This window comes from Tistrella mobilis KA081020-065 (assembly GCF_000264455.2).
GTDB lineage: Bacteria > Pseudomonadota > Alphaproteobacteria > Tistrellales > Tistrellaceae > Tistrella > Tistrella mobilis.
The window spans coordinates 3117171-3139433 of record NC_017956.1 but is presented as its reverse complement, the minus strand read 5'-3'; the positions used below and the strand labels follow the sequence as shown (position 1 = coordinate 3139433).

At 68.0% G+C, this 22263-nt stretch carries 18 protein-coding genes; 9 read left to right on the top strand and 9 right to left on the bottom strand.

Translation table 11 applies throughout. The features are described from left to right. Positions 1 to 4 precede the first annotated feature (4 nt). The 7 genes from msbA to TMO_RS14240 form a co-directional block, all read right to left on the bottom strand. A complete protein-coding gene (gene msbA / locus TMO_RS14270) occupies positions 5 to 1873 on the bottom strand; it encodes a lipid A export permease/ATP-binding protein MsbA (protein WP_145978140.1) in 1869 nt (622 codons plus the stop codon). A gap of 67 nt (positions 1874 to 1940) precedes the next feature. Continuing rightward, on the bottom strand, positions 1941 to 2807 hold the full coding sequence (locus tag TMO_RS14265; protein WP_014746345.1) for a 3'(2'),5'-bisphosphate nucleotidase CysQ: 867 nt from the start codon (positions 2805 to 2807) through the stop codon (positions 1941 to 1943). Between the two features lie 53 nt (positions 2808 to 2860). Beyond that, complete coding sequence (locus TMO_RS14260) at positions 2861 to 4210, bottom strand: TldD/PmbA family protein (RefSeq protein ID WP_041606445.1); 1350 nt, start codon at positions 4208 to 4210, stop codon at positions 2861 to 2863. Positions 4211 to 4339: 129 nt separating this feature from the next. Next, a complete protein-coding gene (locus tag TMO_RS14255) occupies positions 4340 to 5167 on the bottom strand; it encodes a metallophosphoesterase family protein (RefSeq protein ID WP_041606444.1) in 828 nt (275 codons plus the stop codon). A gap of 118 nt (positions 5168 to 5285) precedes the next feature. Beyond that, positions 5286 to 5471: a hypothetical protein gene (locus TMO_RS14250; protein ID WP_014746342.1), complete on the bottom strand. Its 186-nt coding sequence runs from the start codon at positions 5469 to 5471 to the stop codon at positions 5286 to 5288. 56 nt (positions 5472 to 5527) lie between these two features. Then, positions 5528 to 7291 (bottom strand): hypothetical protein, encoded by a 1764-nt coding sequence (locus TMO_RS14245; RefSeq protein WP_014746341.1) that lies wholly within the window; start codon positions 7289 to 7291, stop codon positions 5528 to 5530. 78 nt (positions 7292 to 7369) lie between these two features. After that, entirely contained in the window at positions 7370 to 8890 is a 1521-nt protein-coding gene (locus TMO_RS14240; protein ID WP_014746340.1) for a UbiD family decarboxylase, read from the bottom strand. 86 nt (positions 8891 to 8976) lie between these two features. Here TMO_RS14240 and TMO_RS14235 point away from each other — a divergent pair, with 86 nt between their 5' ends. After that, entirely contained in the window at positions 8977 to 9258 is a 282-nt protein-coding gene (locus tag TMO_RS14235) for a hypothetical protein (protein WP_014746339.1), read from the top strand. On the opposite strand, the gene ubiA is transcribed toward TMO_RS14235, so the two are convergent. Continuing rightward, positions 9224 to 10180, bottom strand: a complete 957-nt coding sequence (gene ubiA, locus TMO_RS14230) for a 4-hydroxybenzoate octaprenyltransferase (protein WP_014746338.1) — start codon at positions 10178 to 10180, stop codon at positions 9224 to 9226. The two genes, TMO_RS14235 and ubiA, sit on opposite strands and share 35 nt — an antisense overlap. Positions 10181 to 10327: 147 nt before the next feature. Between ubiA and TMO_RS14225 the strand changes: the two genes are divergently transcribed. The 7 genes from TMO_RS14225 to TMO_RS14195 all read left to right on the top strand — a co-directional run bounded on the left by TMO_RS14225 (position 10328) and on the right by TMO_RS14195 (position 19316). Further along, a complete protein-coding gene (locus tag TMO_RS14225; protein ID WP_014746337.1) occupies positions 10328 to 11101 on the top strand; it encodes a 16S rRNA (uracil(1498)-N(3))-methyltransferase in 774 nt (257 codons plus the stop codon). A gap of 199 nt (positions 11102 to 11300) precedes the next feature. Continuing rightward, a complete protein-coding gene (gene gshA, locus TMO_RS14220) occupies positions 11301 to 12542 on the top strand; it encodes a glutamate--cysteine ligase (RefSeq protein WP_014746336.1) in 1242 nt (413 codons plus the stop codon). Between the two features lie 172 nt (positions 12543 to 12714). Continuing rightward, the gene (locus TMO_RS14215) at positions 12715 to 14094 is read left to right on the top strand and encodes an aspartate aminotransferase family protein (RefSeq protein WP_014746335.1); all 1380 of its coding nucleotides are present in this window, start codon (positions 12715 to 12717) and stop codon (positions 14092 to 14094) included. A 13-nt stretch (positions 14095 to 14107) separates the two neighbouring features. Continuing rightward, on the top strand, positions 14108 to 15094 hold the full coding sequence (locus TMO_RS14210) for a MurR/RpiR family transcriptional regulator (protein WP_014746334.1): 987 nt from the start codon (positions 14108 to 14110) through the stop codon (positions 15092 to 15094). 42 nt (positions 15095 to 15136) lie between these two features. Beyond that, positions 15137 to 16000: a 3-keto-5-aminohexanoate cleavage protein gene (locus TMO_RS14205; RefSeq protein ID WP_041604986.1), complete on the top strand. Its 864-nt coding sequence runs from the start codon at positions 15137 to 15139 to the stop codon at positions 15998 to 16000. 52 nt (positions 16001 to 16052) lie between these two features. Then, positions 16053 to 17015: a TAXI family TRAP transporter solute-binding subunit gene (locus tag TMO_RS14200; protein ID WP_014746332.1), complete on the top strand. Its 963-nt coding sequence runs from the start codon at positions 16053 to 16055 to the stop codon at positions 17013 to 17015. A gap of 126 nt (positions 17016 to 17141) precedes the next feature. Further along, positions 17142 to 19316: a TRAP transporter permease gene (locus TMO_RS14195; RefSeq protein WP_014746331.1), complete on the top strand. Its 2175-nt coding sequence runs from the start codon at positions 17142 to 17144 to the stop codon at positions 19314 to 19316. A gap of 78 nt (positions 19317 to 19394) precedes the next feature. Here the strand turns inward: TMO_RS14195 and tldD are convergent, their stop codons facing one another. Further along, a complete protein-coding gene (gene tldD / locus TMO_RS14190) occupies positions 19395 to 20840 on the bottom strand; it encodes a metalloprotease TldD (RefSeq protein WP_014746330.1) in 1446 nt (481 codons plus the stop codon). 547 nt (positions 20841 to 21387) lie between these two features. On the opposite strand from tldD, the gene coxB reads away from it, so the two are divergent. Then, positions 21388 to 22227 carry a cytochrome c oxidase subunit II gene (gene coxB / locus TMO_RS14185; RefSeq protein WP_014746329.1) on the top strand — a complete coding sequence of 280 codons (840 nt, stop codon included), beginning with the start codon at positions 21388 to 21390 and terminating at the stop codon, positions 22225 to 22227. Positions 22228 to 22263 lie beyond the last annotated feature (36 nt).

The window sequence follows — 22263 nt, the reverse complement described above, 5'->3', positions numbered from 1 at the left end:
GGCCTCAGCCCTTCCGCACGGCCGGTGCGGCCACGTCCGCCGCATCCTCGACATCGATATGGCCGACAGGCGCCTCGGACTGGTCGGCGAATTGCAGCGCATGCAGCCGGGCATAGGCCCCGCCCTGGGCGATCAGCTCGGCATGGCTGCCCTGTTCGATCACCCGACCGCGATCCATCACGCAGATCAGGTCGGCATCGACCACGGTCGACAGCCGGTGGGCCACCACCACCACCGTGCGCCCGGCCATCAGCCGGGTGAGCGCATCCTGCACCGCCCGCTCGCTTTCGGTGTCGAGTGCCGATGTCGCCTCGTCGAGCAGCAGGATCGGCGCGTTCTTGAGCATGGCGCGGGCGATGGAGATCCGCTGGCGCTGGCCCCCCGACAGGCTGGAGCCGTGCTCGCCCACCGGCGTGTCATAGCCCTTGGGCAGGGCCATGATGAAATCATGTGCCGCTGCATCGCGCGCGGCGGCCTCGATGTCTTCGCGCGTGGCATCGGGCCGGCCATAGGCGATGTTGGCTGCGACGCTATCGTTGAACAGCGTCACCTCCTGCGAGACCAGCGCGATCGAAGCCCGCAGCGATGCCAGGGTCACCGCGCGGACATCGGCCCCGTCGATTGTCAGCCTTCCGCCGTCGAGGTCGTAGAAGCGCGGGATCAGGTTGATCACGGTCGACTTGCCGGCGCCCGAGGCGCCGACCAGCGCCACCCGCTTGCCCGCCGGCACCACCAGATCCAGCCCGTCGAGCGCCGGCGCCCCGTCGGCACCATAGCCGAAGCGCGCATCCTCGAACCGGATCTCGCCCTTCACCGGTCCGCCGATCACCTGCGGCAGGGGCTTTGCGTCCGGCCGGTCGGTGATCGTCGCCGGCAGGTCGACCAGTTCGAACACCCGATGGGCGGCGGCCAGGCCTTCCTGGAGATTGGCGTTCAGATTGGCGAGGGTCTTGGCCGGGCGATAGGCCATCAGCAGGGCGGTCACGAACGAGAAGAAGGCCCCGGGCGTGGTCTCGCCCGCGACCACCTGTGATCCGCCATAGAAGATGACGAGGCCGACCGCCACGCCGCCCAGCGCCTCCATGATCGGCGAAGAGGCGGCACGGATGCGTTCGGCCTTGCCGGTCAGGCGGTAGATTTCCTCGACCGTCACCCCCATCCGCCGGGTTTCATAGCCCTCCATGCCATAGGCCTTGACGTGGCGGGCGCCCAGGAAGGTCTCTTCCAGAATGCCGGTCAGCCGGCCGATCTGGTCCTGGGCACGGTCCGACACCTTGCGCATCCGCCGGCCCAGCTTCGCGATCGGCAGGATCGCGACCGGGAAGACCACGAAGGCGATGATCGCCAGCAGCCAGTCCTGCCAGAACATCAACCCGACCAGGAAGATGACGGTCAGGCTTTCCTTGGCCAGGCTGGTGATCGCGGCGGCGGCGGATTTGCGGACCAGCTGCACGTCATAGGTGAAGCGCGCGATCAGCCGCCCCGATCCGGTGCGGTGGAAGAAGGCGAGATCGGCGGCCATCAGCCGCTGATACATCCGGTGCTGCAGATCGGCCACCACGCGGGTGCCCAGCCGTTCCATCAGCACCCGTTCGGCATAGGTCGCAAAACCATTGGCGGCGGCAATGGCGAGCACGGCGGCGGGCACCAGCAGCAGCATGGTCTCGTCGCGCTTCAGGAACACGTCATCCAGCACCGGCTGCATCAGCCAGGCATTGGCGGCGGTTGCAGCCGCGGTCACGATCATCGCCCCGATCGCAAGCGCGATCCGCCGCCAATAGGGGCGCAGATGCTCGCGGGCGAGGCGGGTGATCAGGGCCCGGGTGCCGGCGGCACCTGCGGGGCGGGGAGACTTCGGCTTGCGGCGCGACATGGGGCGGGGATGGATCCCGTGAAGAGGCGGCGGCCGGCGGATGCGGTCGGCATCCGGCCGGCGCGGGTCATGGCTGCGGTTGTACGCCAGCCGGCGCCGGGCTTCCAGCCGCATCGACCGCAAGCCGGCCGATCAGGGCGGCATGCAGCGCCGGATTTGCGGCGATCAGCGAGGGATGTTCGGTGGTGTCGGGCCTGGCATAGAGCAGGTCGCGGCCCTCGGCATCGGTCATCCGCCCGCCCGCCTCAGCGACGATCAGATCGGCGGCGGCGAGATCCCAATCGGCCTTGGGGCGCAGCGACACCGCGGCATCGAAGCGGCCGGCGGCGACCAGCGCCAGCTTGTAGGCGATGGAGCCGAGCGCGATGACCGCGCTGCCGTCCAGGCCTGAACCCCAGCGACGTTCATGAAGTTCCCGGCGCGAGACCAGCAGCCGGGCGGCCAGCGGATCGGCCCCCTCGCCCACCCGGCAGGGGATGCCGTTCAGCCGGCAGCCATGGCCGGCCACCGCCTCGAAAAACTCGCCCGTCGCCGGGTTGAAGACCTGGGCGATCACCGGGCGTCCGGCCTCGACCAGGGCGACCGAAATGGTGAATTCCGGCCGCCCGTCCACGAAGGCCCGGGTGCCGTCGATCGGATCCACCACCCAGATCCGCGGCCGGGCGCGTTCCGAGAGATGGGCGACGCTTTCCTCCGACAGCCAGCCATAGCCGGGCCGGGCATGGAGCAGATGGTCGCGCAGCACCGTGTCGATGGCGATGTCGACCTCGGTCACCGGATTGTCGCCGCCCTTGTCCCAGGTCACCGGTGCCTTGCCGAAGGCGTTCATGGCGATCCGCCCGCCCGTCCGCAACGCCCGCTCCAGCAGCAGGCGGTCGTCGACGAGGTCGGCCGGCAGGGCGCCGTCGGGCAGGGCGAACAGGGGTGGGGTCATCGGTGGCGGGCACTCCCGGTCGTGGATATGGGGTCGTCTGGTCGTCTCGCAGATCAGGCGCCGGCGACGGTCAGGCCGCCGACGGCAAGCGTCGGCGCATCGGTGCCGCTGCGGAATTCGAGATCGGAGGCGGGTTCCACCGACATCAGCATGTCCTGGATGCGCCCTGCAACCGTGATCTCGTTCACCGGATAGGCAATTTCGCCGTTCTCGATCCAGAAGCCTGCCACACCCTGGCTGAAATCGCCGGTGACGACGTTCACACCCGAGCCCATTGTTTCATCGACCAGCAGGCCGGTGCCGATCTTCGCAATCAGCTCGTCGCGGCTGAGCGTGCCCGGCGCCAGATAAAGATTGCTCGAGGCCGGGCTGGGGGCCGATCCGGCGCCGCGGGCGGCATGGCCGGTGCTCTTCAGCCCCAGCTGACGGGCGGAGCGGCAGTCCAGCAGCCAGGATTTCAGCACCCCGCCTTCGACCACGGTCAGCGGCGCACCGGCAATGCCCTCGCCGTCGAAGGGATGTGAGGCGGGTGCCCGCTCGCGGAACGGGTCGTCGATGATGGTGAAGGCGTCGCAGGCGATGCGCTCGCCCATCCGGTCCTTCAGGAAGCTGGTGCCGCGGGTGACCGCCGCCCCGTTGACGGCCGACGCGATGGCCGCGACCAGCATGCGCGACACCCGCCGGTCGAACACCACCGGCACCCGCGCGGTCTTCGGCCGGCGCGGGTTCAGCCGCGCGACGGTCCGCTCGCCCGCGATCCGGCCGATCGTGGCCAGATCGTCCATGTCGGCCACGAAACGCTTCGAGGTGTATTCATGGCCGCGGACCATGTTCAGCCCCTCGCCCGCGATCACGCTGGCACCGACCGTGAAGCGGCTGGTGCGATAGGCGCCGCGGAAGCCGTTGGAGGCGGCGAGCGCGATCATGCTGTGGGATTGAGAGGCACCGGCGCCCTCGGAATTGGTCACGCCCTCGACCCCGCGGGCCGCCTCTTCGCAGGTCTCGGCCCAGGCGAGCAGATCCTCGGCGCTGAATTCGGTCGGGTCGTAGATCTCCAGCGCCGGAATCTCGCGCGCGATCTCGCCCGGCTCGGCCAGGCCCGCAAAGCGGTCCTCGGGCACGACATTGGCCATGGCGACCGCGCGCTCGGCCAGCGCGTCCAGGCTGCCGGGCCTGAGATCGGCGGTCGAGACGATCGCCTGACGGCGCCCGACCAGGACCCGGAGCCCCAGATCGCCGCCATCCGACCGGGTCAGTTCCTCGATCTTGCCCAGCCGGCGCTGCACCGACAGCGCACGGCTTTCGACCATCAGCGCATCCGCCTGGTCGGCACCGGCACGCTTCGCGCGCGCGATCAGGTCTTCGAGCAGGTCGAGAGCGTTTCCAAGTCCGGTATCGGTCATCTGGTCCTCGTGCGGCATCGTCCCGGGCCTCGGGGTGCATCGCCCGACGGGGTGCGCAGGCCCGAGGCCTAGATATGGGACGAAGCGGCGCGGAACACCAGCGCCACGGCATATGGAATGGTCGGCCGGTCAGCTGCGCGGCGGATAGACCTCGTGCGCGACGTCGTCGATCACATAGGTGTCGAGCCCTTCGGGGCTCAGCAGGCGCGATTCGACCGTGCCCTTCTCGTCCAGCAGGTGCAGCGTCGCCCCCAGCCGCTTTTCACCTGGAATATCGGCCGGGGCGAGCTTGTCGACGATGAAGCCCGAGGAGGCGCCGAAGGCGAAGACCGTGCCGTCGCGGCGGAAGATCCGGGCGGTGTGGAGATGGCCCGAGGCGACCAGTTTCACCGTGCCCCGGCGGATCGCCTCCACATAGCGCCCGCGTGCGCGGCCAGGCACGCTCCAATAGCCGCGGTCGTCTTCGTCGGGGTCGTTCAGGAACAGCGGCTTGTGCAGGAAAAGCGCCACGGGACGGCCGGTGGCGTCCGCCTCGGCCAGCACCTCGCCGGCCCAGTCCGCCTGCTCCGCCTCACGCGGATGGCCCGATCCCATCAGCATGGCGTTCAGCCCGATCAGCCGCCACGGCCCGGCGTCGCGCAGCCAGCGGTCCGGGCCGAAATGGGCTTCCCAGCGCGAGATGCGGAGATCGTTCACCGCCTGGAAATGTTCGGGGTTCTCGCTGCCGACATCGTGATTGCCGGGCACGGCCGCCCAGGGCAGCTCCAGCCCGTCCATCAGCCAGCGGCAATGGGCCAGATCCTCCACCATATCGGCGCCGTCGACGGTCACGTCACCGGTGTGGACCACCAGATCCGGCGCAATCGCCCGCGCCAGCGCCGCGACCGGCGCCCAGTTCGATGCGAAATGCGGCTTGGTGGGGCTGATATGGGTGTCGGTGATCTGGAGGATGCGCAGCATGCGGGTGTCATCCGTGGCCATGGGCGGGACGGACGACGGTAGCATGGATGCGTGGCAGCTTCGCGACGGTCGGGCAGTATCGTGAACGAAGGGCGGGTGTGCGCTTCCGATCGGCTCAGCCGGCCAGCCTCTGGCGCCGCGCTTCTTCGTCGGCCAGGACACGTTGCGTCATGGCGCGCAACCGCCGTGAGACCGCTTCATCCGTCTCACTTGGCGGCAGGGCTTCAAAGATCCTGCGCAGATCAGCGACAAGGGAGGGTTCTGCCCGGGTATCGTTGATCTGATAAATTCGCTTGTTCATTTGTCAGCGCCTGATTTTGGCGGGTGATCACCGGGAGTAGACGTCAAGTTAGGATGCTACGTCGGTTTGTTCAATGACTTCCTGCGTGGCAACACCGCCGGATCGGGAGGCTTCACGGCCCGGACGCCTGCCAGCGACAGAAAGAAGCTGTTCCTGGAGCGACCATCGATGGATATCTGTTGCCGATGCTCGCGGACAAGGCACAAGGCGAGAGCCTGATCATCCGGGCCGATCGACAGTTCCTGTGCCAGGCCACGGGGCTGTTTCCAGAGTGCGATCGTGCGGATGTTCGGCGCGCCGGCCTGATGCTGTCGGTCGATCAGGGCCGTGGACGTGAAGGTCAGGACCGATGAGCCCGGATCCTCGGCAAGGACGGTGGCATATCGGCCCGGCCAACGTTTCTCGAGTTGCGGTCCATCCATCAGCAGCGCCACCACGAGACTGGGGCCGATGGCGTTGATCACCGGCAGGACCGGGTCGAAGCGGGCGAGATCTTCACAGATCAGAACCGCCAGGGACAGATCATTGTCAATGACGCTGAAATGGCAGGTCCGGCCGCTCACGTCGATATATTCCCACCATTCGCGCGTGGGGTCGAGAACGTGCCCCATATGGTAGCGCCGGATCTGATCACCGTTGAGCTTCCAGCGATGGTGCTTGCTCTGCGTCCAGCTGCGTTGGACGGTGCCGTCTGCCGTCGACGCGGTGAAGGCGAGATTGCGGGGCATTGCCTCGGAGTGGGCCGGCTTGCCGATGGCGCCGGAGATGAAGAGCTGCAGCCGCGGATGGCGTCGTGCGACCTCTTTCGCCAAGTCCTCCGCGATCTCGGTCGGCAGGGCGCATTCCGGAAGAAAGACGGCATGAATCTCGCCCAGTTCCTTCTCGCCTGCCTGGATCAGGCCGGCGATCATACCGGCCAGTCTTGAGACGTTGGTTGGCCCGGAGAGGGCATCATCATAGCCTGCGACATCGACGGTGAAGTATCCGGGTTCTTCCGCGTCTCTACGCTCGGCCTTGAACAGGCTGCCATTCACGCGTGTGGGCCACGGTATCAACAGGATGCCGAGCGGCCGGTGATGTTCCGGATCAGTCGCGAGGCCTGAGATAAGCCAGTTGGCTTCCACCATGCTCCGGGGCGGCAGCAACGCCAGATTGTGCGACATAGACCGCAACGTGCAGCCGACATCGGGAAGCCGGCTTTTCGGGAAGACGACGGCCTCCAGCGGCGTGACGGCAAGCGTCAGGCTCCGCGGGAAATGCGGCAATTTCGGCATAACCGCCGATGTAGCCGTCGCGTCTCGCGTCGTGTAGGCGGGTTCCGCCGCAATGGTTGCACCGAGCACTGCCCGCGTGAACGGGGATATTCTGTCCGGGGACGGCCCGTTGGCAGGCACGTGGGTCTTCGGAACGAATCCCATACCCTCTGCCGCTTCATCTGCGATGCACATCAAGGTGATCAGCTTGCGGGCGAGGGGGTGGGAAGGTGCCGTGTGGGCCAGAGCCTGGAGATCGACGTGATCTGCGCCGCCTGTGACCTCGTGCCACAATCGCTTGGTGTACGAGTCCGGCACGCCTTTGTCGCGCCAGCCGCGTCCGGCGGCTCGGATGGAACTTTTTTCAGACGAGGCCATCGAGGCATGCGTCGATTGATGAGCGTAAAGCCAGGCATGTGAGTAGAGGCCCGTACGCTCGATCAGTGTCGCAGTGACGCCAAACAGATCCGGAGGCCATTCCGGGCAGGTCGACCAATCCGGATCGTCGCCGCCCGGATTGGTTCCCGAGGGCATCATGTTTCTGATCACGGCCCCGATCGTCGTCATGCAGGCTCCCTGGACCCCGGTTTCCAGGAGGGTACGATGACACGGGGCCGGGGGATCATCAACCGGAGCGTTTGCGTTTCAGTCCTTCACCGGCTTCCAGATCGCCTGCCCCGATCCCGGCAGTCCCAGCTTCGGCCAGATCTGGTCGATCCGGTCGATGACCGCCTGGTCCATGCGCAGTTCCCTGCCCCATTCGCGCTTGGTCTCGGGCGGCCATTTGTTGGTGGCATCCAGGCCGATCTTGGAGCCGAGGCCGGATTCGGGGCTTGCGAAGTCCAGATAGTCGATGGGGGTGTTCTCGATGACGGTGATGTCGCGCGCCGGGTCCATGCGGGTCGACATCGCCCACATCACGTCCTTCCAGTCGCGCGCATTGATGTCGTCATCCACCACGATCACCCATTTGGTGTACATGAACTGGCGGAGATAGGACCACACCCCCATCATCACCCGCTTGGCATGGCCCGGATAGGCCTTGCGCATCGACACCACGGCGATGCGGTAGGAACAGCCCTCGGGCGGCAGCCAGAAGTCGACGATTTCGGGGAATTGCTGGCGGATCAGCGGGATGAACACCTCGTTCAACGCCTCGCCCAGCACCGAGGGCTCGTCCGGCGGCCGGCCGGTGAAGGTGGAGAGATAGATCGGCTGGCGGCGCATGGTCACCGCCGTCACCCGGAAGACCGGGAAGGGCTCGACATTGTTGTAATAGCCGGTGTGGTCGCCATAGGGCCCCTCGTCGCCGTAATCGTCGAGGCTGACCTCGCCTTCCAGCACGATTTCGGCCGTGGCCGGCACCTTCAGCGGCTGGCTGACCGCATCGACCAGCTCCACCTTGCGGCCGCGCAGCAGGCCGGCGAACTGGTATTCCGACAGCGTGTCGGGCACGGGCGTCACGGCGGCCAGGATCGTGCCCGGATCGGCGCCGATCACCGCTGCGGCCGGCAGCGGCTCGCGCTTGTTCAGCCCCCAGCGGCGATGATGCTGGGCGCCGCCGCGATGGCGCAGCCAGCGCATCAGCGTGCGGTCGCGGCCCAGCACCTGCATGCGATAGATGCCGAGATTGTAGCCGTCGGTCTTGTCGCCGCCAGGGCCGCGGGTGACCACCAGCGGCCAGGTGATCAGCGGCGCCGGCTCTCCCGGCCAGCAGGTCTGGACCGGCAGGCGGGTGAGGTCGATCTCGTCGCCGCGCAGGACCACCTCCTGCACCGGCGCGCGCGAGACCGTCTTCGGCCGCATCGCCATCACCGTCTTCATCAGCGGCAGCATGTCCAGCGCCTCGCGCCAGCCGCCCGGCGGTTCGGGCTGGCGCAGGAAGGCCAGCGTCTCGCCCACGCCGCGGAGCTGCGGCGGTTCCCGGTCCATGCCCCAGGCGACCCGTTCCACCGTGCCAAACAGATTGACCAGCACCGGCATGGTCGACAGGCTGCCATCCGGCATCACCGGCTTTTCGAACAGCACCGCCGGGCCGCCTTCGGCCAGCAGCCGGGTCTGGATCTCGGTCATCTCGAGCACGGTGGAGACCGGCTCGCGGACCCGGACCAGACGGCCGGTGGCCTCGAGGCGGGCCATGAAGTCGCGCAGGCTGTCATAGGGCATCGGTGGCGGCCTCGCTTCGGCTTTCGGGGGGTGTGCGGACTTGACCCGTCCCGGGGGCCGCGGTCAAGTGCAGAGGCGATGTTCAGATGGTCATGGAGCAGATGATGGCGGCGAAGGATCCCGAGACAAGTCCCGTCGCCCCGGCCGGCGTCAAAGGACGGCTGCGGGGCATCTGGGCGCGGTTCGATCTGGTCGACCGCCAGCTGGTCAAGGTGGCGGGCGCCGTTCTGGTCATCCTGATCCTGCGCCCGTTCCTGCCACCCGCGGTCGACATGCCGGCCGGTGCCTGGATCCTGGCCCTCGCCCTGCTTCTGGCCCGGCCGCTCGCCCGGCTCATCCGCCGAGGGGGACCTGGCGGGCCAGGATGATGGTGGCGAGCAGGATCAGCCCCATGTCGCGGTTGGACTTGAACAGTTTCAGGCACAGCGCCGGATCGTCGATGTCGAGCCTGCGGATCTGCCAGAAGAGGTGAGAGCCGGTGAAGGCCATGGCCAGCACCCAGCCGGCGCCGAAACCGGCCTCCAGTCCCGCCGCGACCGTGAAGCCCCAGAAGATCAGATAGAACACCGCCACCGCCGGCTTCGTGCGCCGGCCCAGGGCGAGGGCGGTGGATTTCACGCCCACCAGCAGGTCGTCCTCGCGGTCCTGATGGGCATAGATCGTGTCGTAGCCGAGCGTCCAGAAGATGCCGCCCGCATAGAGCAGCAGCCCCGGCGTCATGGCTGCCAGATCCCCGGCCCCGCTGGCCGCCGCCCAGCCGACCAGGGCCGCCCAGTTGAAGGTGAGGCCCAGCCACGCCTGCGGCCAGTAGGTGATCCGTTTCATGAACGGGTAGGGCACGATCAGCGCCAGCGAGGCGAGGCCGATGACGATCGCCGGCACCGGCAGCATCACCAGCACCGCCAGGCCCACCAGCCCCTGCGGTACCAGGAAGAGCAGCGCCTGGAACGGCGTCACCCGGCCGCTCGGGATGGGGCGGCTGCGGGTGCGTTCCACCTTCGCGTCATAGTGCCGGTCGGCCAGATCGTTGATCGTGCAGCCGAAGCCGCGCATGGCCACGGCACCGACCAGAAAGGCCGCCATCAGCAGCAGGTCGGGCAGGCCGCCCTGAGGCGCCGCCAGCGCGATCGCCCACCAGCCGGGCAGCAACAGCAGCCACCAGCCGATCGGCCGGTCCCAGCGCGCCAGCAGCGCATAGGGCTTCAGCCCCTCGGGCAGCAGGCGCATCAGCCCCTTGTCGGTGTGGATGTCGGTATGACCGGTCCTGGACTTCGCGGCCGGTTCGGCCATGGCGCTGGCTCCTCGGGCTCTGGCTCCTCATGCCGGTTTATCCGCTGGGCGCAGGGTTGCCAAGCGCGGCAATGCACCGGCTTGGGCTTCAAACCCGTGGTCAGGGGCGCTATAGCTCTTGGGGAGAAGAGCCGATACGGAGATCCCATGGCTGCCGATGCGCCCCGCCTCTACCTCGATCCCGACCGTCTGACCGGGCCCATGACCCCGGGGGCCGAACTGCTGCTCGACGAGGATCAGGCCCATTATCTTCGGGCGGTGATGCGGCGCGAGACCGGGGCGGCGCTCGCCCTGTTCAACGGCCGGGACGGCGAATGGGCTGCCGAACTGGTGGCGGTGGGCAAGCGCGGTGCGGCCGCGCGTCTGGTGGCGCAGCACCGCCTGCCGGGATCCGAACGGCGGCTGGAACTGGTGATGGCCCCGGTCAAGCGCGGTCCGGTGGAGTTTGCGGTCGAAAAGGCGACGGAACTCGGCGTCACGGCGATCCGCTTTGCGGTCACCCGCCGCACCGTGGTCGACCGGCTGCGCATGGACCGGCTTGCCGCCATCGCGCGGGAGGCGGCCGAGCAGTGCGAACGGCTGACGGTGCCCGCCATTCATGCGCCCGAACCGCTGGATACCGTGCTGGACCGCCTGGATGACCTGCCGGTCGTCTTCGGCGACGAGACCGGGGCCGGGCGTCCGGCTGCGGCCGTCGCGGCCATGCTGGGGGATGGCCCGGCCGGCCTGTTGACAGGCCCCGAAGGCGGCTTCGATCCGGCCGAGCTTGACCGGCTTCGTGCCCGGCCCCATCTGACCGCGATCGGCCTGGGCCCGCGCGTGCTCAGGGCGGAAACCGCGGTCATCGCGGGGCTTGCCATCCTGCAGGCCCTGGCGCCAGATGGCGGCGGTGCCCGCCATCGACCTACCGCCACGGGCTGAGGCCCGGACGGGAGATCCGTTTCAGGGGCGCCCTGCATGCGGTGCCCCCGGCGTTGCCGCCAGAAGGGGGCGCGCCGCCCGGTCCGGCCCTGCCGGGCCGCATGCCCCGCCGGCCGGTCATCACGATCAGGGTGGCGGGCGCTCTTCCCGCCGACAGACGTCCGTCTGCCGGATCCGACACCCGGAGGCCGCCCGTCCCATGCAGACGCTCATTCTGCCGCTTCTCGACGACATCCTCGCGTCCCAGGCCGACAAGGTCACCGCCTGGTTCGACGCCCGTTTCGCCGAGACCCCGGCACTTCCCTATGCTTCGGTCGATCTGCGCCATTCGGGCGTCAAGATCGCCCCGGTCGACACCAACCTGTTCTCGGCCGGGTTCAACAATATTTCCCGCGCCGCCCGCGGCCGGGCCGCCGAACGGTTCAAGACCCATCTGGCGCGGGTGGCGCCCGATGGCCGGCGGCTGCTGATCGTGCCCGAGAACCACACCCGCAATCTGCACTACCTTGAAAACGTGCGGGTGCTGGCCGGGATCATCGAAGAGGCCGGCTGGGAGGTCCGTCTCGGCAGCCTGATGTACGACCTGGACGAGGCGATGGTGCTGGAGACGGCGGCCGGTGCCGATATCCGGGTCGAGCCGCTGCGCCGTGAGGACGGCCGGATCGGCACCGCCGACGGTTTCGTGCCCGATGTGGTGCTGATGAACAACGACATGACCGCGGGCGCGCCCTCGATCCTGGTCGATCTGGAACAGCCGGTGATCCCGCCGCTGTCGCTCGGCTGGTATCGCCGGCGCAAGAGCGGCCATTTCTCGGCCTATGCCCAGGTCGCCGATGCCTTCGCCGAAGAGTTCGACGTCGATCCCTGGCTGATTCAGGCACTCTGGCACCAGTGCGGCCAGATCAATTTCCGCGAAAAGGCCGGGCTCGGCTGCGTCGCCCGCGGCGTCGACAAGGTGCTGCACCTGACCCGCGAAAAGTACCGGCAATACGGCATCGAAAGCGACCCGTATGTCTTCGTGAAGGCCGACAGCGGCACCTATGGCATGGGTGTCATGACCGCGCGGTCGGGCGAGGACATCCTGGAGATGAACAAGAAGACCCGGCACAAGATGAACGTCATCAAGGAAGGTGCCCTCAACACCGAGGTCATCGTCCAGGAGGGCGTGCCGACGGTCGACCTGATCGAGGGCGAAAGCGCCGAGCCGGTGATCTATCTGGTCGACGGCCGGGCGGTCGGCGGGTTCTACCGGGTCAACAAGGGCCGGGGCGAGTATGACAGCCTGAACGCCATGGGCGCCTATTTCACCCAGATGTGCGACGAGGTCGAACCGCGGATCGAGCCCGCGGGCAATGGCGGCGACGCCCCCTGTCCCTTCCGGGTCTTCGGGGTGCTGGGCAGCCTGGCGGCCCTGGCCGCGGCGCGCGAGCAGGTCATCTGACCCGTCCTGACATGGCGGTCGGAGGAACACGGGGGCCGTCGGGCCTCCGTGATTCGTTTCGGCCGCCGATGAAACATATGCAACATTCATGTTTCAGTAAAACGGACGTTGCATCCGCGATTTCAGCGGCCTAGCATCATCCGGACCCCCCGCATCATCCGGATGAGACGCCATGTCCGAGATCCCGCTGCGCCGCAACCGCGCCCAGTCCCGCGTGCTTCACCGGGCTTCCGCCGCCGAGCCTGCCGTCGCCGTGGGCGGCGAGGGCTGCTGGCTGATCGACCAGGACGGCCGCCGCTATCTGGATGCCTCGGGCGGGGCCGCCGTCTCGTGCCTGGGCCATGGCGACCCGCGGGTCCGGGCCGCGATCCTGGCCCAGTTGGATCGGGTCGCCTTCGCCCATACCGGCTTCTTCACCAACGAGCCCATGGAGCGCCTGGCCGATCTGCTGTCCGAGGCGGCACCCGAAGGCTTCGGCAAGGTCTGTTTCGTCTCGGGCGGGTCCGAGGCGATCGAGAGCGCGCTCAAGATCGCCCGGCAGCATGCGGTGGAGCGCGGCGATCTGGCCCGCACCCGGGTGATCGCCCGCCGGCAGAGCTATCACGGCAATACGCTGGGAGCCCTCTCCGCCACTGGCAATGTCGGCCGGCGCCGGCCCTTTCTGCCCTGGGTGATGGGCGATGTGGTCCATGTCGCCCCTTGCCATGCCTATCGCTATCGCCTGCCCGGAGAGAGCGACACCGGATACGGCGCCCGGCTGGCGGCGGAGTTCGAGCGCGAGCTGCTGATCCAGGGGCCCGAGACCGTGCTCGCCTTCCTGGCCGAGCCGGTGGTCGGTGCGACGCTTGGTGCCGTCCCGGCCGTCGAGGGTTATTTCAAGGCGATCCGCGAGATCTGCACCCGCCATGGCGTGCTGCTGATCCTCGACGAGGTGATGTGCGGCATGGGGCGTACCGGCCATACCTTCGCCTGCGAGGCCGACGGCATCGCCCCCGACATCATCGTCATGGCCAAGGGGCTGGGAGCCGGCTACCAACCGATCGGCGCGGTGCTGGTGTCGGACGAGATCGCCCGGGTGATCGAAACCGGCCGGCTGGGTCTGACCACCGGCCATACCTATATGGGCCATCCGGTCGCCTGCGCCGCGGCGCTGGCGGTGCAGGAGGCGATCCGCGATGACGGGCTGGTGGCACGGGTGCGCGAGATGGGCCCGGTTTTCGAGCGGCTGCTGCGCGAGGGGCTGGGCGACCGCCCCTATGTCGGCGACATCCGCGGCCGCGGCTTCTTCCGCGGCATCGAACTGGTCGCCGATCGCGAGAGCAAGGCGCCGTTCCCGGCCGGCGCGGGGCTGTGGAAAAAGATCAAGGAAGAGGCCTTCGCCCGCGGGCTGATCTGCTATCCGGGCGGTGGCACCGTCGACGGGCTCTCGGGCGATCATGTGCTGCTGGCGCCGCCCTTCATCGCGACGGAAGAGGAGCTGGCGCTCGCCATCGACCGGCTGGGGGCGGCGATCGATGCCGCCCTGGCCGCCACGGGCCTTGCGGCCGCCTGAACCAGAGGGGCAGATGAGCGGAGCGGCGGGCGCGGACGAGGTGCTGCAGCGGATCGAGGCCGGCATGGACGGTCTCAGCCCGCAGCTGCGCCGGGCGGCGCGCCATCTGCTCGACCATCCCGACCGCGTGCCCCTGGTGTCGATGCGCCGTCTTGCCGACGAAGCGGGGGTGACGCCCGCCACCTTCGTGCGTCTGGCCGAAAAGCTGGGCTATGCCGGCTTCACCGAATTGGGGGCGCTGTTCCGCGACCGGCTGGCCGGTGGCGGCGACGGCCGCTATGCCGCGCGGTCACGCCGGCTGCAGCGTCTGGGGGCCGGTGACGGCCCTGCCGGGCTGGTCGCCGACTTTCTGGCGGCCGACCGGGCCAATCTGGATCGCAGCCTGGGGGGCGACGCAGCCCCGGCGCTGGCGGCAGCCGCCGGGGCGATCGTGGCCGCCCGCCGGGTGGTGGTGGTCGGCCAGCGCAAATGCCATACCCTCGGCTTCTTTCTGGCCTATGCGCTCGATCTGGTCCGGCCCGCGGTGGAGCTTGCGGGGGACGCGGCAGGGCTTCTGCCCGACCGGCTCCGGGATCTGGGGGCGGGTGACGTGCTGATTGCCGTCACCATCACCCGTTATGCCCGCGCGACCCGTGATGCGGTGGTCTTTGCGGCCGGGGCCGGGGCAACGGTGGTGGTGCTGACGGACGACCGCGATGGTGCGATCGCAGCCTATGCCGATCATGTCCTGGTGATGGCCCATGACGGGCCCGGGATCTTCCGCTCCCTGACCAGTGGGCTGGCGCTCGCCCAGGCCCTGGTCGGCCTGGTGGCGGTGGGCATCGGCGCCCCTGCCGACGACCGTGTGGCCCGGGCCGAAGCCCATCTCGACGGATTTCGCACATTGCTCGACGGTCCGGCGCAACGACGTTCCATCGCACCCCGCGGATCGCGAAAAGATCGCTCAACTTCGAAGCCCGGTGCGATCACGGGCAGACAAGGCGGGATCGATGATGGATGATCGGTGGAGCATCTTGTCCGCCCCCAGCAAGAGGCAGCGTTGATGACGACGGCTTATGACACGCCAGTGGTTCTGGCGGTGGCACCCAATGGTGCGCGCCGCGGCAAGGCCGATCATGCCGCCTTGCCGCTGACGCCGGCCGAGCTGGCGCAGGCCGCCGCCGATGCCGTGGCGGCAGGGGCGTCAATGATCCATCTGCATGTTCGCGACACCGATGGCCGGCACAGCCTGGATCCCGAGCTTTACCGTGCGGCCGTGGCGGCGGTGGAAGATGCGCTGGGCGACCGGCTGGTCATCCAGGTGACCAGCGAGGCGGCCGGCATCTATGACGCGCCGGCCCAGATCGCGGCGATGCGGACGCTGAAGCCCCGCTTCTGCTCGCTGGGGCTCAGGGAATTCCTGCCGGAAGGAGTCGGGCGTGCGGCAGAGGCCGATCTTGCCCGTTTGTTGAATGATCTGGCCGCGGCGGGTGGCCGCTGGCAGTGGATCCTCTATGATGCGCAGGAGGTGGAGCGGCTTGCCCGCCTGCGCGACCGGGGCATCCTGCCGGTGGCCGACGGGCTGGAGGGCAGTGCGGCACCGGTGCTCTATGTGCTGGGGCGCTATGCGCCGGGCGGTGGCCGGCCGGGGGATCTGGTCGGCTTCCTGGCCGCCCGTGCCGAGACGGGGTTCGAGGATCCCTGGATGGTCTGCGCCTTCGGGCCCGCGGAACTGGCCGCGACCGGGGCGGCGATTTCGCTGGGCGGCCATGCGCGGCTCGGCTTCGAGAACAACATGACCTTGCGCGACGGGGCCCCCGCCCCGGACAACGCCGCACTGATCGGCCAGGCGGCCGGGGTGGCGGCGGCGCTGGGGCGGCCCGTCGCCGATGCGGCGACGGCGCGTGCCCTGTTCGGGCTTGGGTAAGCCGGAGCCCGAAGACTTCCAACGATCGAGTAACGAGGGGAAAGGGAGAGCGATGTTCGTTCGCAAAACGGCCCTTGCGGCCACCGTCCTTGCCGCCGGTATGGCGGGCGCCACGGTTCCGGCCGCGGCAGCCACCGACATTCTGATCGGCGGCGGTGCGGTCACCGGCGTCTATTATCAGGTGGCGCTGCAGGCCTGTGCCATCATCAACAAGCAGGCGGCCGACAAGCTGAACTGCGTCGGCCGTCCGGCGCTGGGTTCGGTGTTCAACGTCAATGCCGTCAGCCGTGGTCTGCTCGACTTCGGCGTCGCGCAGTCCGACGCCAACTACAATGCCTGGAGCGGTGCGGCCGACTGGGACGGCAAGAAGGTCGAGAACCTGCGCAGCGTGTTCTCGGTCCACCCTGAGACCGTGCTGCTGGTCACCCGCAAGGAGACCGGCATCAAGTCGGTCGAGGATCTGAAGGGCAAGACCGTCAATATCGGCAATCCGGGCTCGGGCCAGCGCGGCAATGCCATGGACGTGCTGGACCTTTACGGCATCAATCCGGATTCGGATCTGAACGCCCAGGGCCTGCAGCAGGGTGAGGCCTCGCGCGCCCTGGTCGACAGCAAGATCGACGCCTTCTTCTACACCGTCGGCAACCCGTCGGCGGCGATCGAGGATCCGGCGAACTCGACCGAGATCGACCTGATCAACGTCAACTCCGACGCGATCAAGAAGTTCGTCGGCGAGCGGCCGTATTACGTGATGACCAGCATCCCGGCCAACACCTATCGCGGCGTCGATCATCCGACCGAGACCTATGCGGTCAAGGCGACGATGATCACCAGCTCCGACGTCTCGGAAGACACGGTCTACACCTTCGTGAAGACCTTCTTCGAGAACTTCGATGCCTTCAAGGCGTCGAACGCCGCCTTCCGCGACCTGGAGCCCAAGCAGATGCTGGAGGGCCTGACCGCCCCGCTGCATCCGGGCGCCGAGAAGTACTACAAGGAAAAGGGCTGGATGTAATCCGGCCGTGATGCCGCCGCCCGGTTGGGGAACCGGGCGGCGGCATCGTCTTTTCAAATCTGGTTCACGAGGTTTCATGCGCATTCCGAGCCGCGCCTGCGGCGAATGCCGGGGAGGAGGGGCCTGATGGCTGCATCGCAAACGGGGGGCCGCGGCGCGCCGCCGACGGGTGAGGGCGAGGGCGACATCGCGGCGGCAGAGGCCCTGGTCGCACAGGTCGAAGCGGGTGCACGCGCGCCGACAAGCTCGGTGATGCGTTGGCTGATCGTCGCCCTCTGCCTCGGCTGGTCGGCCTTTCAGCTCTATATCGCCTACGTGCCTTTCGACCAGTTCCTGGCGCGGGTCTTCCATCTGACCTTCGCCATGCTGCTCGCCTTCCTGTGCTATCCCGCCTATCGCGAGCCCGATGGCCGCCTGGCGAAGCTGCTCGACCGCCTGTCCGGCGGGCCGCGTTCGGCGCTGGCAAAGGTACCGGTTTACGATCTCATGCTGGCGGTCGTCGGCGCCGTCGCGGTGCTCTATCTCTGGTGGGATTACGAAGAGATCGTCATGCGCGCGGGTCTGCCGCTGGAGCGTGACATCTGGTTCGGCCTCGCCACCATCATTCTGTTGCTCGAAGCCGCCCGGCGCACGCTCGGGCCGGCACTCGCGATCCTGGCGATCGTGTTCCTCGGCTATTGCATCGTGGGGCCGTGGCTGCCCGGGATCATCCGTCATCAGGGTGTGCCGCTCGACTTCCTGATGAGCGACATGTACCTCAGCGACACCGGCATTTTCGGTGTGCCGATCGGTGTGTCGGTCAGCTTCGTCTTCCTGTTCGTGCTGTTCGGCGCGCTGCTCGATCGGGCGGGGGCCGGGCGCTACTTCATCGATGTGGCCTTCTCGCTGCTCGGTCATCTGCGGGGCGGACCGGCCAAGGCGGCCGTGGTCGCCTCGGGTCTGACCGGGCTGGTGTCAGGCTCGTCGATCGCGAACACCGTCACCACCGGCACCTTCACCATCCCGCTGATGAAGAAGGTCGGCCTGCCCGCCCACAAGGCCGGCGCGGTCGAGGTTGCGGCCTCTACCAACGGCCAGCTGATGCCGCCGGTGATGGGGGCTGCCGCCTTCATCATGGCGGAAATCCTGGGCATCCCCTATCTGGACGTGGTGCGCGCCGCCCTGATCCCGGCGGTGATCTCGTATCTGGCGCTGCTCTATGTCGTCCATCTGGAAGCCTGCAAGCTGGACCTGAAACCGGTGCCGCGGTCGGAACTGCCGCGCTTCCGCCAGACCTTCTTCGCCGGGCTGCACTTCCTGATCCCGGTTGTGGTGCTGGTCTGGTACCTGGTGGTGTTGCAGCGCTCGGCCACGCTGTCGGTGCTGCTGGCGATCGAGGCCATGGCCGTGATCATGATCGTGCAGCGGCCGATCCTGGCCTGGCTGACCCGCGAGCCGGGCACCCCTGTCGGGCAGGTCCTGCGCGACGGCGTCGCCCAGGGGCTGCAGGACATCTTCGAAGGGCTGATCAACGGCGCCCGCAACATGGTGGCGGTGGGCATCGCCACCGCGGCTGCCGGCATCATCGTGGGGGCCGTCACCATCACCGGCCTGGTCGGGCGGTTCGTCACCCTCATCGACGTGATCAGCTTCGGCAACATCTATCTGATGCTGGTGCTGACCGCGATCACCTCGATCATCCTCGGCATGGGCCTGCCGACCACAGCCAACTACATCATCATGGCGACGCTGACCGCGCCGGTGATCGTGCAGCTGGGCGGCGATGCCGGGCTGATCTTCCCGCTGATCGCGGCGCATCTCTTCGTGTTCTATTTCGGCATCCTGGCCGACGACACGCCGCCGGTCGGGCTCGCCGCCTATGCCGCCGCTGCCATCGCCCGCGCCGACCCGATCAAAACCGGCGTCCAGGGCTTCACCTACGACATGCGGACGGCGATCCTGCCCTTCATCTTCCTGTTCAACACCGATCTTCTGATGATTTCGGGGGTGGACGATGCCGGGCGGGCGGTGTGGATCGACGATCCGATCCATCTGGCCTGGATCTCGATCTGTGCGGTGGCGGCGATGTTCGCCTTCGCCGCCGGCCTGCAGGGCTGGTTCGCCCGGGCCTGCAAGGGCTGGGAGCGGCTGGCGCTGTTCGCCGTGGCCTTCGCGATGTTCAGGCCCGGCTTCCTGGCGCCCTACATCCCGCTGATGGGCCGGATAGAGGTGCAGGCGCTGGCGCTGGCGCTGCTGGCTGCGATCTATCTCTGGCAGCGGCGCACCGCGGGGCCGGGCCGGCGGCCCGCCACGGCCGGCTGAGCCGAAAGACCGCGCATGAGAAAACCCCCGCCGGACGGTTTGCCCGGCGGGGGTTTTTCATGTCGGGTGGTGAGACGATCAGGCGGCGATCTCGGTGCCGCCGACCGTCAGACCGTCGATGCGCAGGGTCGGCTGGCCCACGCCCACCGGCACCCACTGGCCGTCCTTGCCGCAGGAGCCGATGCCGCCGTCGAGCGCCATGTCGTTGCCGATCATCGACACCCGCTTCAGAACGTCGGGGCCGTTGCCGATCAGCGTGGCGCCCTTCACCGGCCGGGTGATCTTCCCGTCCTCGATCAGATAGGCGAGCGAGGCCGAGAAAGTGAACTTGCCCGAGGTGATGTCGACCTGGCCGCCGCCGAATTCCTTGGCATACAGGCCGCGTTTGACCGAGGCGATGATCTCGGCCGGGTCCTTGTCGCCACCCAGCATGTAGGTGTTGGTCATCCGCGGCAGCGGCTGGTGGGCATAGCTTTCGCGGCGGCCGTTGCCGGTGACCGGCACGCCCATCAACCGGGCATTCATCCGGTCCTGCATATAGCCCTTCAGGATGCCGTCCTCGATCAGCACGGTGCGCGAGGATGGCGTGCCCTCGTCGTCGATGGTGAGCGAGCCGCGCCGGTCGGGGAGGGTGCCGTCATCGACCACGGTGACGCCCGGGGCGGCCACACGCTCGCCGATAAGCCCTGAGAAGGCCGAGAGCTTACGGCGGTTGAAATCGCCCTCCAGCCCGTGGCCCACGGCTTCATGCAGCAGGATGCCGGGCCAGCCGGAGCCCAGCACCACGGTCATTTCGCCGGCGGGGGCGGGGGCGGCTTCCAGATTGATCAGCGCCTGAGACAGCGCCTCTTCGACCAGCGCCTGCCAGCGTTCCGGCGCCACCCAGGCGGTATAGCCGGCGCGGCCGCCGGCACCGGCATAGCCGCTTTCCTGGCGGTCGCCTTCGCCAACCAGCAGCGAAACACCGATGCGGACCAGCGGCCGCACGTCGCGGGCGGAGCTGCCGTCGGGGCGCAGGATCTCGACCACCTGCCAGTTGGCCGACAGCGTGGCGCTGACCTGGCGGACCCGGTTGTCGCGGGCCCGCGCCCAGGCATCGATCTCGGCCAGCAGCTTCACCTTGTCGGCAAAGGGCATCGCATCCAGCGGGTTGCCGGGCTGGTAGAGCGCAGGGCCGGGCTTTGCGGGCGCCAGATCCAGCGTGCCGCCATGGCCGCGCAGCACGGCGCCGACCGTGTCGGCGGCACGCGCCAGCGCGTCGTCGTCGATCTGGCTGGCATGGGCGTAGGCGACTGTGTCGCCGGCCACGGCCCGCATGCCGAAACCCTGGACGGTGTCGAAGGTGGCGGAGCGCAGATGGCCGTCGTCGAAGCCCAGCACTTCGGACTGACGGTATTCGAGGAAGAGTTCGCCGTCATCCGCCCCCGCGAGCGCCTCGGCGACCTGGCGTTCCAGGCGCGAGCGATCGAGTGCCCCCGAGGCGAAGAAGGGATCGGTGGCGGTGAGCTTGGCGGTATCGGGCATTGATCTCGGGCCTTACCTGGTCGGACGGGCGGAACTCGTGACGGGGCGGAAGGTTGCCCCGATGTGCGGCAGGCGGCCGGTGCCAGCCAGAGGGTTGGACGTCGGCCTGCCGTTCATGCATGGTATATGGAGCGGTCGGCCGGGGGATATAAGGGATCGTGCGCGCGACGCTCTGCTTCCGCCCGTTTCAGCCCTCACCGGCATCGTCTTTCCCTCCGGACCGCCATGGGAGCATGCCGGACGGAAGGACCCGCCGAATGGACCGGACCGCATGGCGGATTCACCTCCAGGTTCTGTGCGACAAGTTGTCGCATTTTTCCCGAGCGGACTCCGCTTCAGCCTAAGAAGCACAGAAAAACCGCGGAGACTCCAACCGTGGTTGAGCTGCATGGATACCATATCCGTGCGGCTTGTTAGACTTACGGGCGTCGTGTAGCCTTGGTCGCAGCCAATGCGGCCAATTGCCACACGAAGGCGAACTGAGGACGTGGTCTAACGCCGTCCGGCAGAAGACGGGCGGAGCCATCCGCAGGGGGAAGGCCCAAGAATGAGGTCCAAGGATCTAGTCTCTTCGCTGATCGCGGTCTGCGCCGTCCTGTTCGGGACGACCGGGGCGGCGTTCGCGGAAGGAGTTGCCCATGACTGGCAGCTCAATCTCCAGGCGCCGGCGACGCCTGTCATGGAGCGGGTCGTCGATCTGCATGACATCCTGCTCTACATCTGCTTCGGCGTGTCGATTTTCGTGCTCGCCCTGCTGGTCGTCGTCGTCCTTCGCTTCAATCGGAAGTCCAACCCGACTCCGTCGAAGCGCTCGCACCACACCCTGCTCGAGATCGGCTGGACCGTTGCCCCGATCCTGATTCTGGTCGTGATCGCGATCCCCTCTTTCCGCCTGATCTATTTCGAGAACAAGGTGGAAGAGGCCGATCTGACCATCAAGGCGATCGGGCACCAGTGGTACTGGTCCTACGAATACCCGGACAACGGCAATTTTACCTTCATCAGCAACCTGCTGGAAGGTGACGCGCTCCCGGCCGGCGGTCATCGCCTGCTGGAGGTCGACAACCGGGTGGTCGTGCCGGCCGGAAAGACCGTCCGCCTGCTGATCACCAGCGAGGACGTGCTGCACAGCTTCGCGATGCCGTCCTTCGGCGTGAAGATGGACGCCGTGCCGGGCCGGCTGAACGAGACCTGGTTCCGGGTCGAAAAGCCGGGTGTGTATTACGGCCAGTGCTCTGAAATCTGCGGCGTGCGGCACGGCTTCATGCCGATCGTGATCGAGGCGCGGGCCGAGGGCGATTTCGAAAACTGGGTGACCGAAGCACAGGGCAGGTTCGCCCGCGTCGACGGGACCGACGAGGTCCGGGTCGCGCTGGCGGGCCGGTGAGCTTCCGCGGGCACATCCGACAACGAGAGGGATTGG

Bases quoted from the DNA above. Each gene is read 5' to 3' on its own strand.
- msbA (WP_145978140.1), bottom strand. From the start codon at position 1,873: ATGTCGCGCCGCAAGCCGAAGTCTCCCCGCCCCGCAGGTGCCGCCGGC.
- TMO_RS14265 (WP_014746345.1), bottom strand. From the start codon at position 2,807: ATGACCCCACCCCTGTTCGCCCTGCCCGACGGCGCCCTGCCGGCCGAC.
- TMO_RS14260 (WP_041606445.1), bottom strand. From the start codon at position 4,210: ATGACCGATACCGGACTTGGAAACGCTCTCGACCTGCTCGAAGACCTG.
- TMO_RS14250 (WP_014746342.1), bottom strand. From the start codon at position 5,471: ATGAACAAGCGAATTTATCAGATCAACGATACCCGGGCAGAACCCTCC.
- TMO_RS14245 (WP_014746341.1), bottom strand. From the start codon at position 7,291: ATGACGACGATCGGGGCCGTGATCAGAAACATGATGCCCTCGGGAACC.
- TMO_RS14240 (WP_014746340.1), bottom strand. From the start codon at position 8,890: ATGCCCTATGACAGCCTGCGCGACTTCATGGCCCGCCTCGAGGCCACC.
- TMO_RS14235 (WP_014746339.1), top strand. From the start codon at position 8,977: ATGGTCATGGAGCAGATGATGGCGGCGAAGGATCCCGAGACAAGTCCC.
- ubiA (WP_014746338.1), bottom strand. From the start codon at position 10,180: ATGGCCGAACCGGCCGCGAAGTCCAGGACCGGTCATACCGACATCCAC.
- TMO_RS14225 (WP_014746337.1), top strand. From the start codon at position 10,328: ATGGCTGCCGATGCGCCCCGCCTCTACCTCGATCCCGACCGTCTGACC.
- gshA (WP_014746336.1), top strand. From the start codon at position 11,301: ATGCAGACGCTCATTCTGCCGCTTCTCGACGACATCCTCGCGTCCCAG.
- TMO_RS14215 (WP_014746335.1), top strand. From the start codon at position 12,715: ATGTCCGAGATCCCGCTGCGCCGCAACCGCGCCCAGTCCCGCGTGCTT.
- TMO_RS14210 (WP_014746334.1), top strand. From the start codon at position 14,108: ATGAGCGGAGCGGCGGGCGCGGACGAGGTGCTGCAGCGGATCGAGGCC.
- TMO_RS14205 (WP_041604986.1), top strand. From the start codon at position 15,137: ATGACGACGGCTTATGACACGCCAGTGGTTCTGGCGGTGGCACCCAAT.
- TMO_RS14200 (WP_014746332.1), top strand. From the start codon at position 16,053: ATGTTCGTTCGCAAAACGGCCCTTGCGGCCACCGTCCTTGCCGCCGGT.
- TMO_RS14195 (WP_014746331.1), top strand. From the start codon at position 17,142: ATGGCTGCATCGCAAACGGGGGGCCGCGGCGCGCCGCCGACGGGTGAG.
- tldD (WP_014746330.1), bottom strand. From the start codon at position 20,840: ATGCCCGATACCGCCAAGCTCACCGCCACCGATCCCTTCTTCGCCTCG.
- coxB (WP_014746329.1), top strand. From the start codon at position 21,388: ATGAGGTCCAAGGATCTAGTCTCTTCGCTGATCGCGGTCTGCGCCGTC.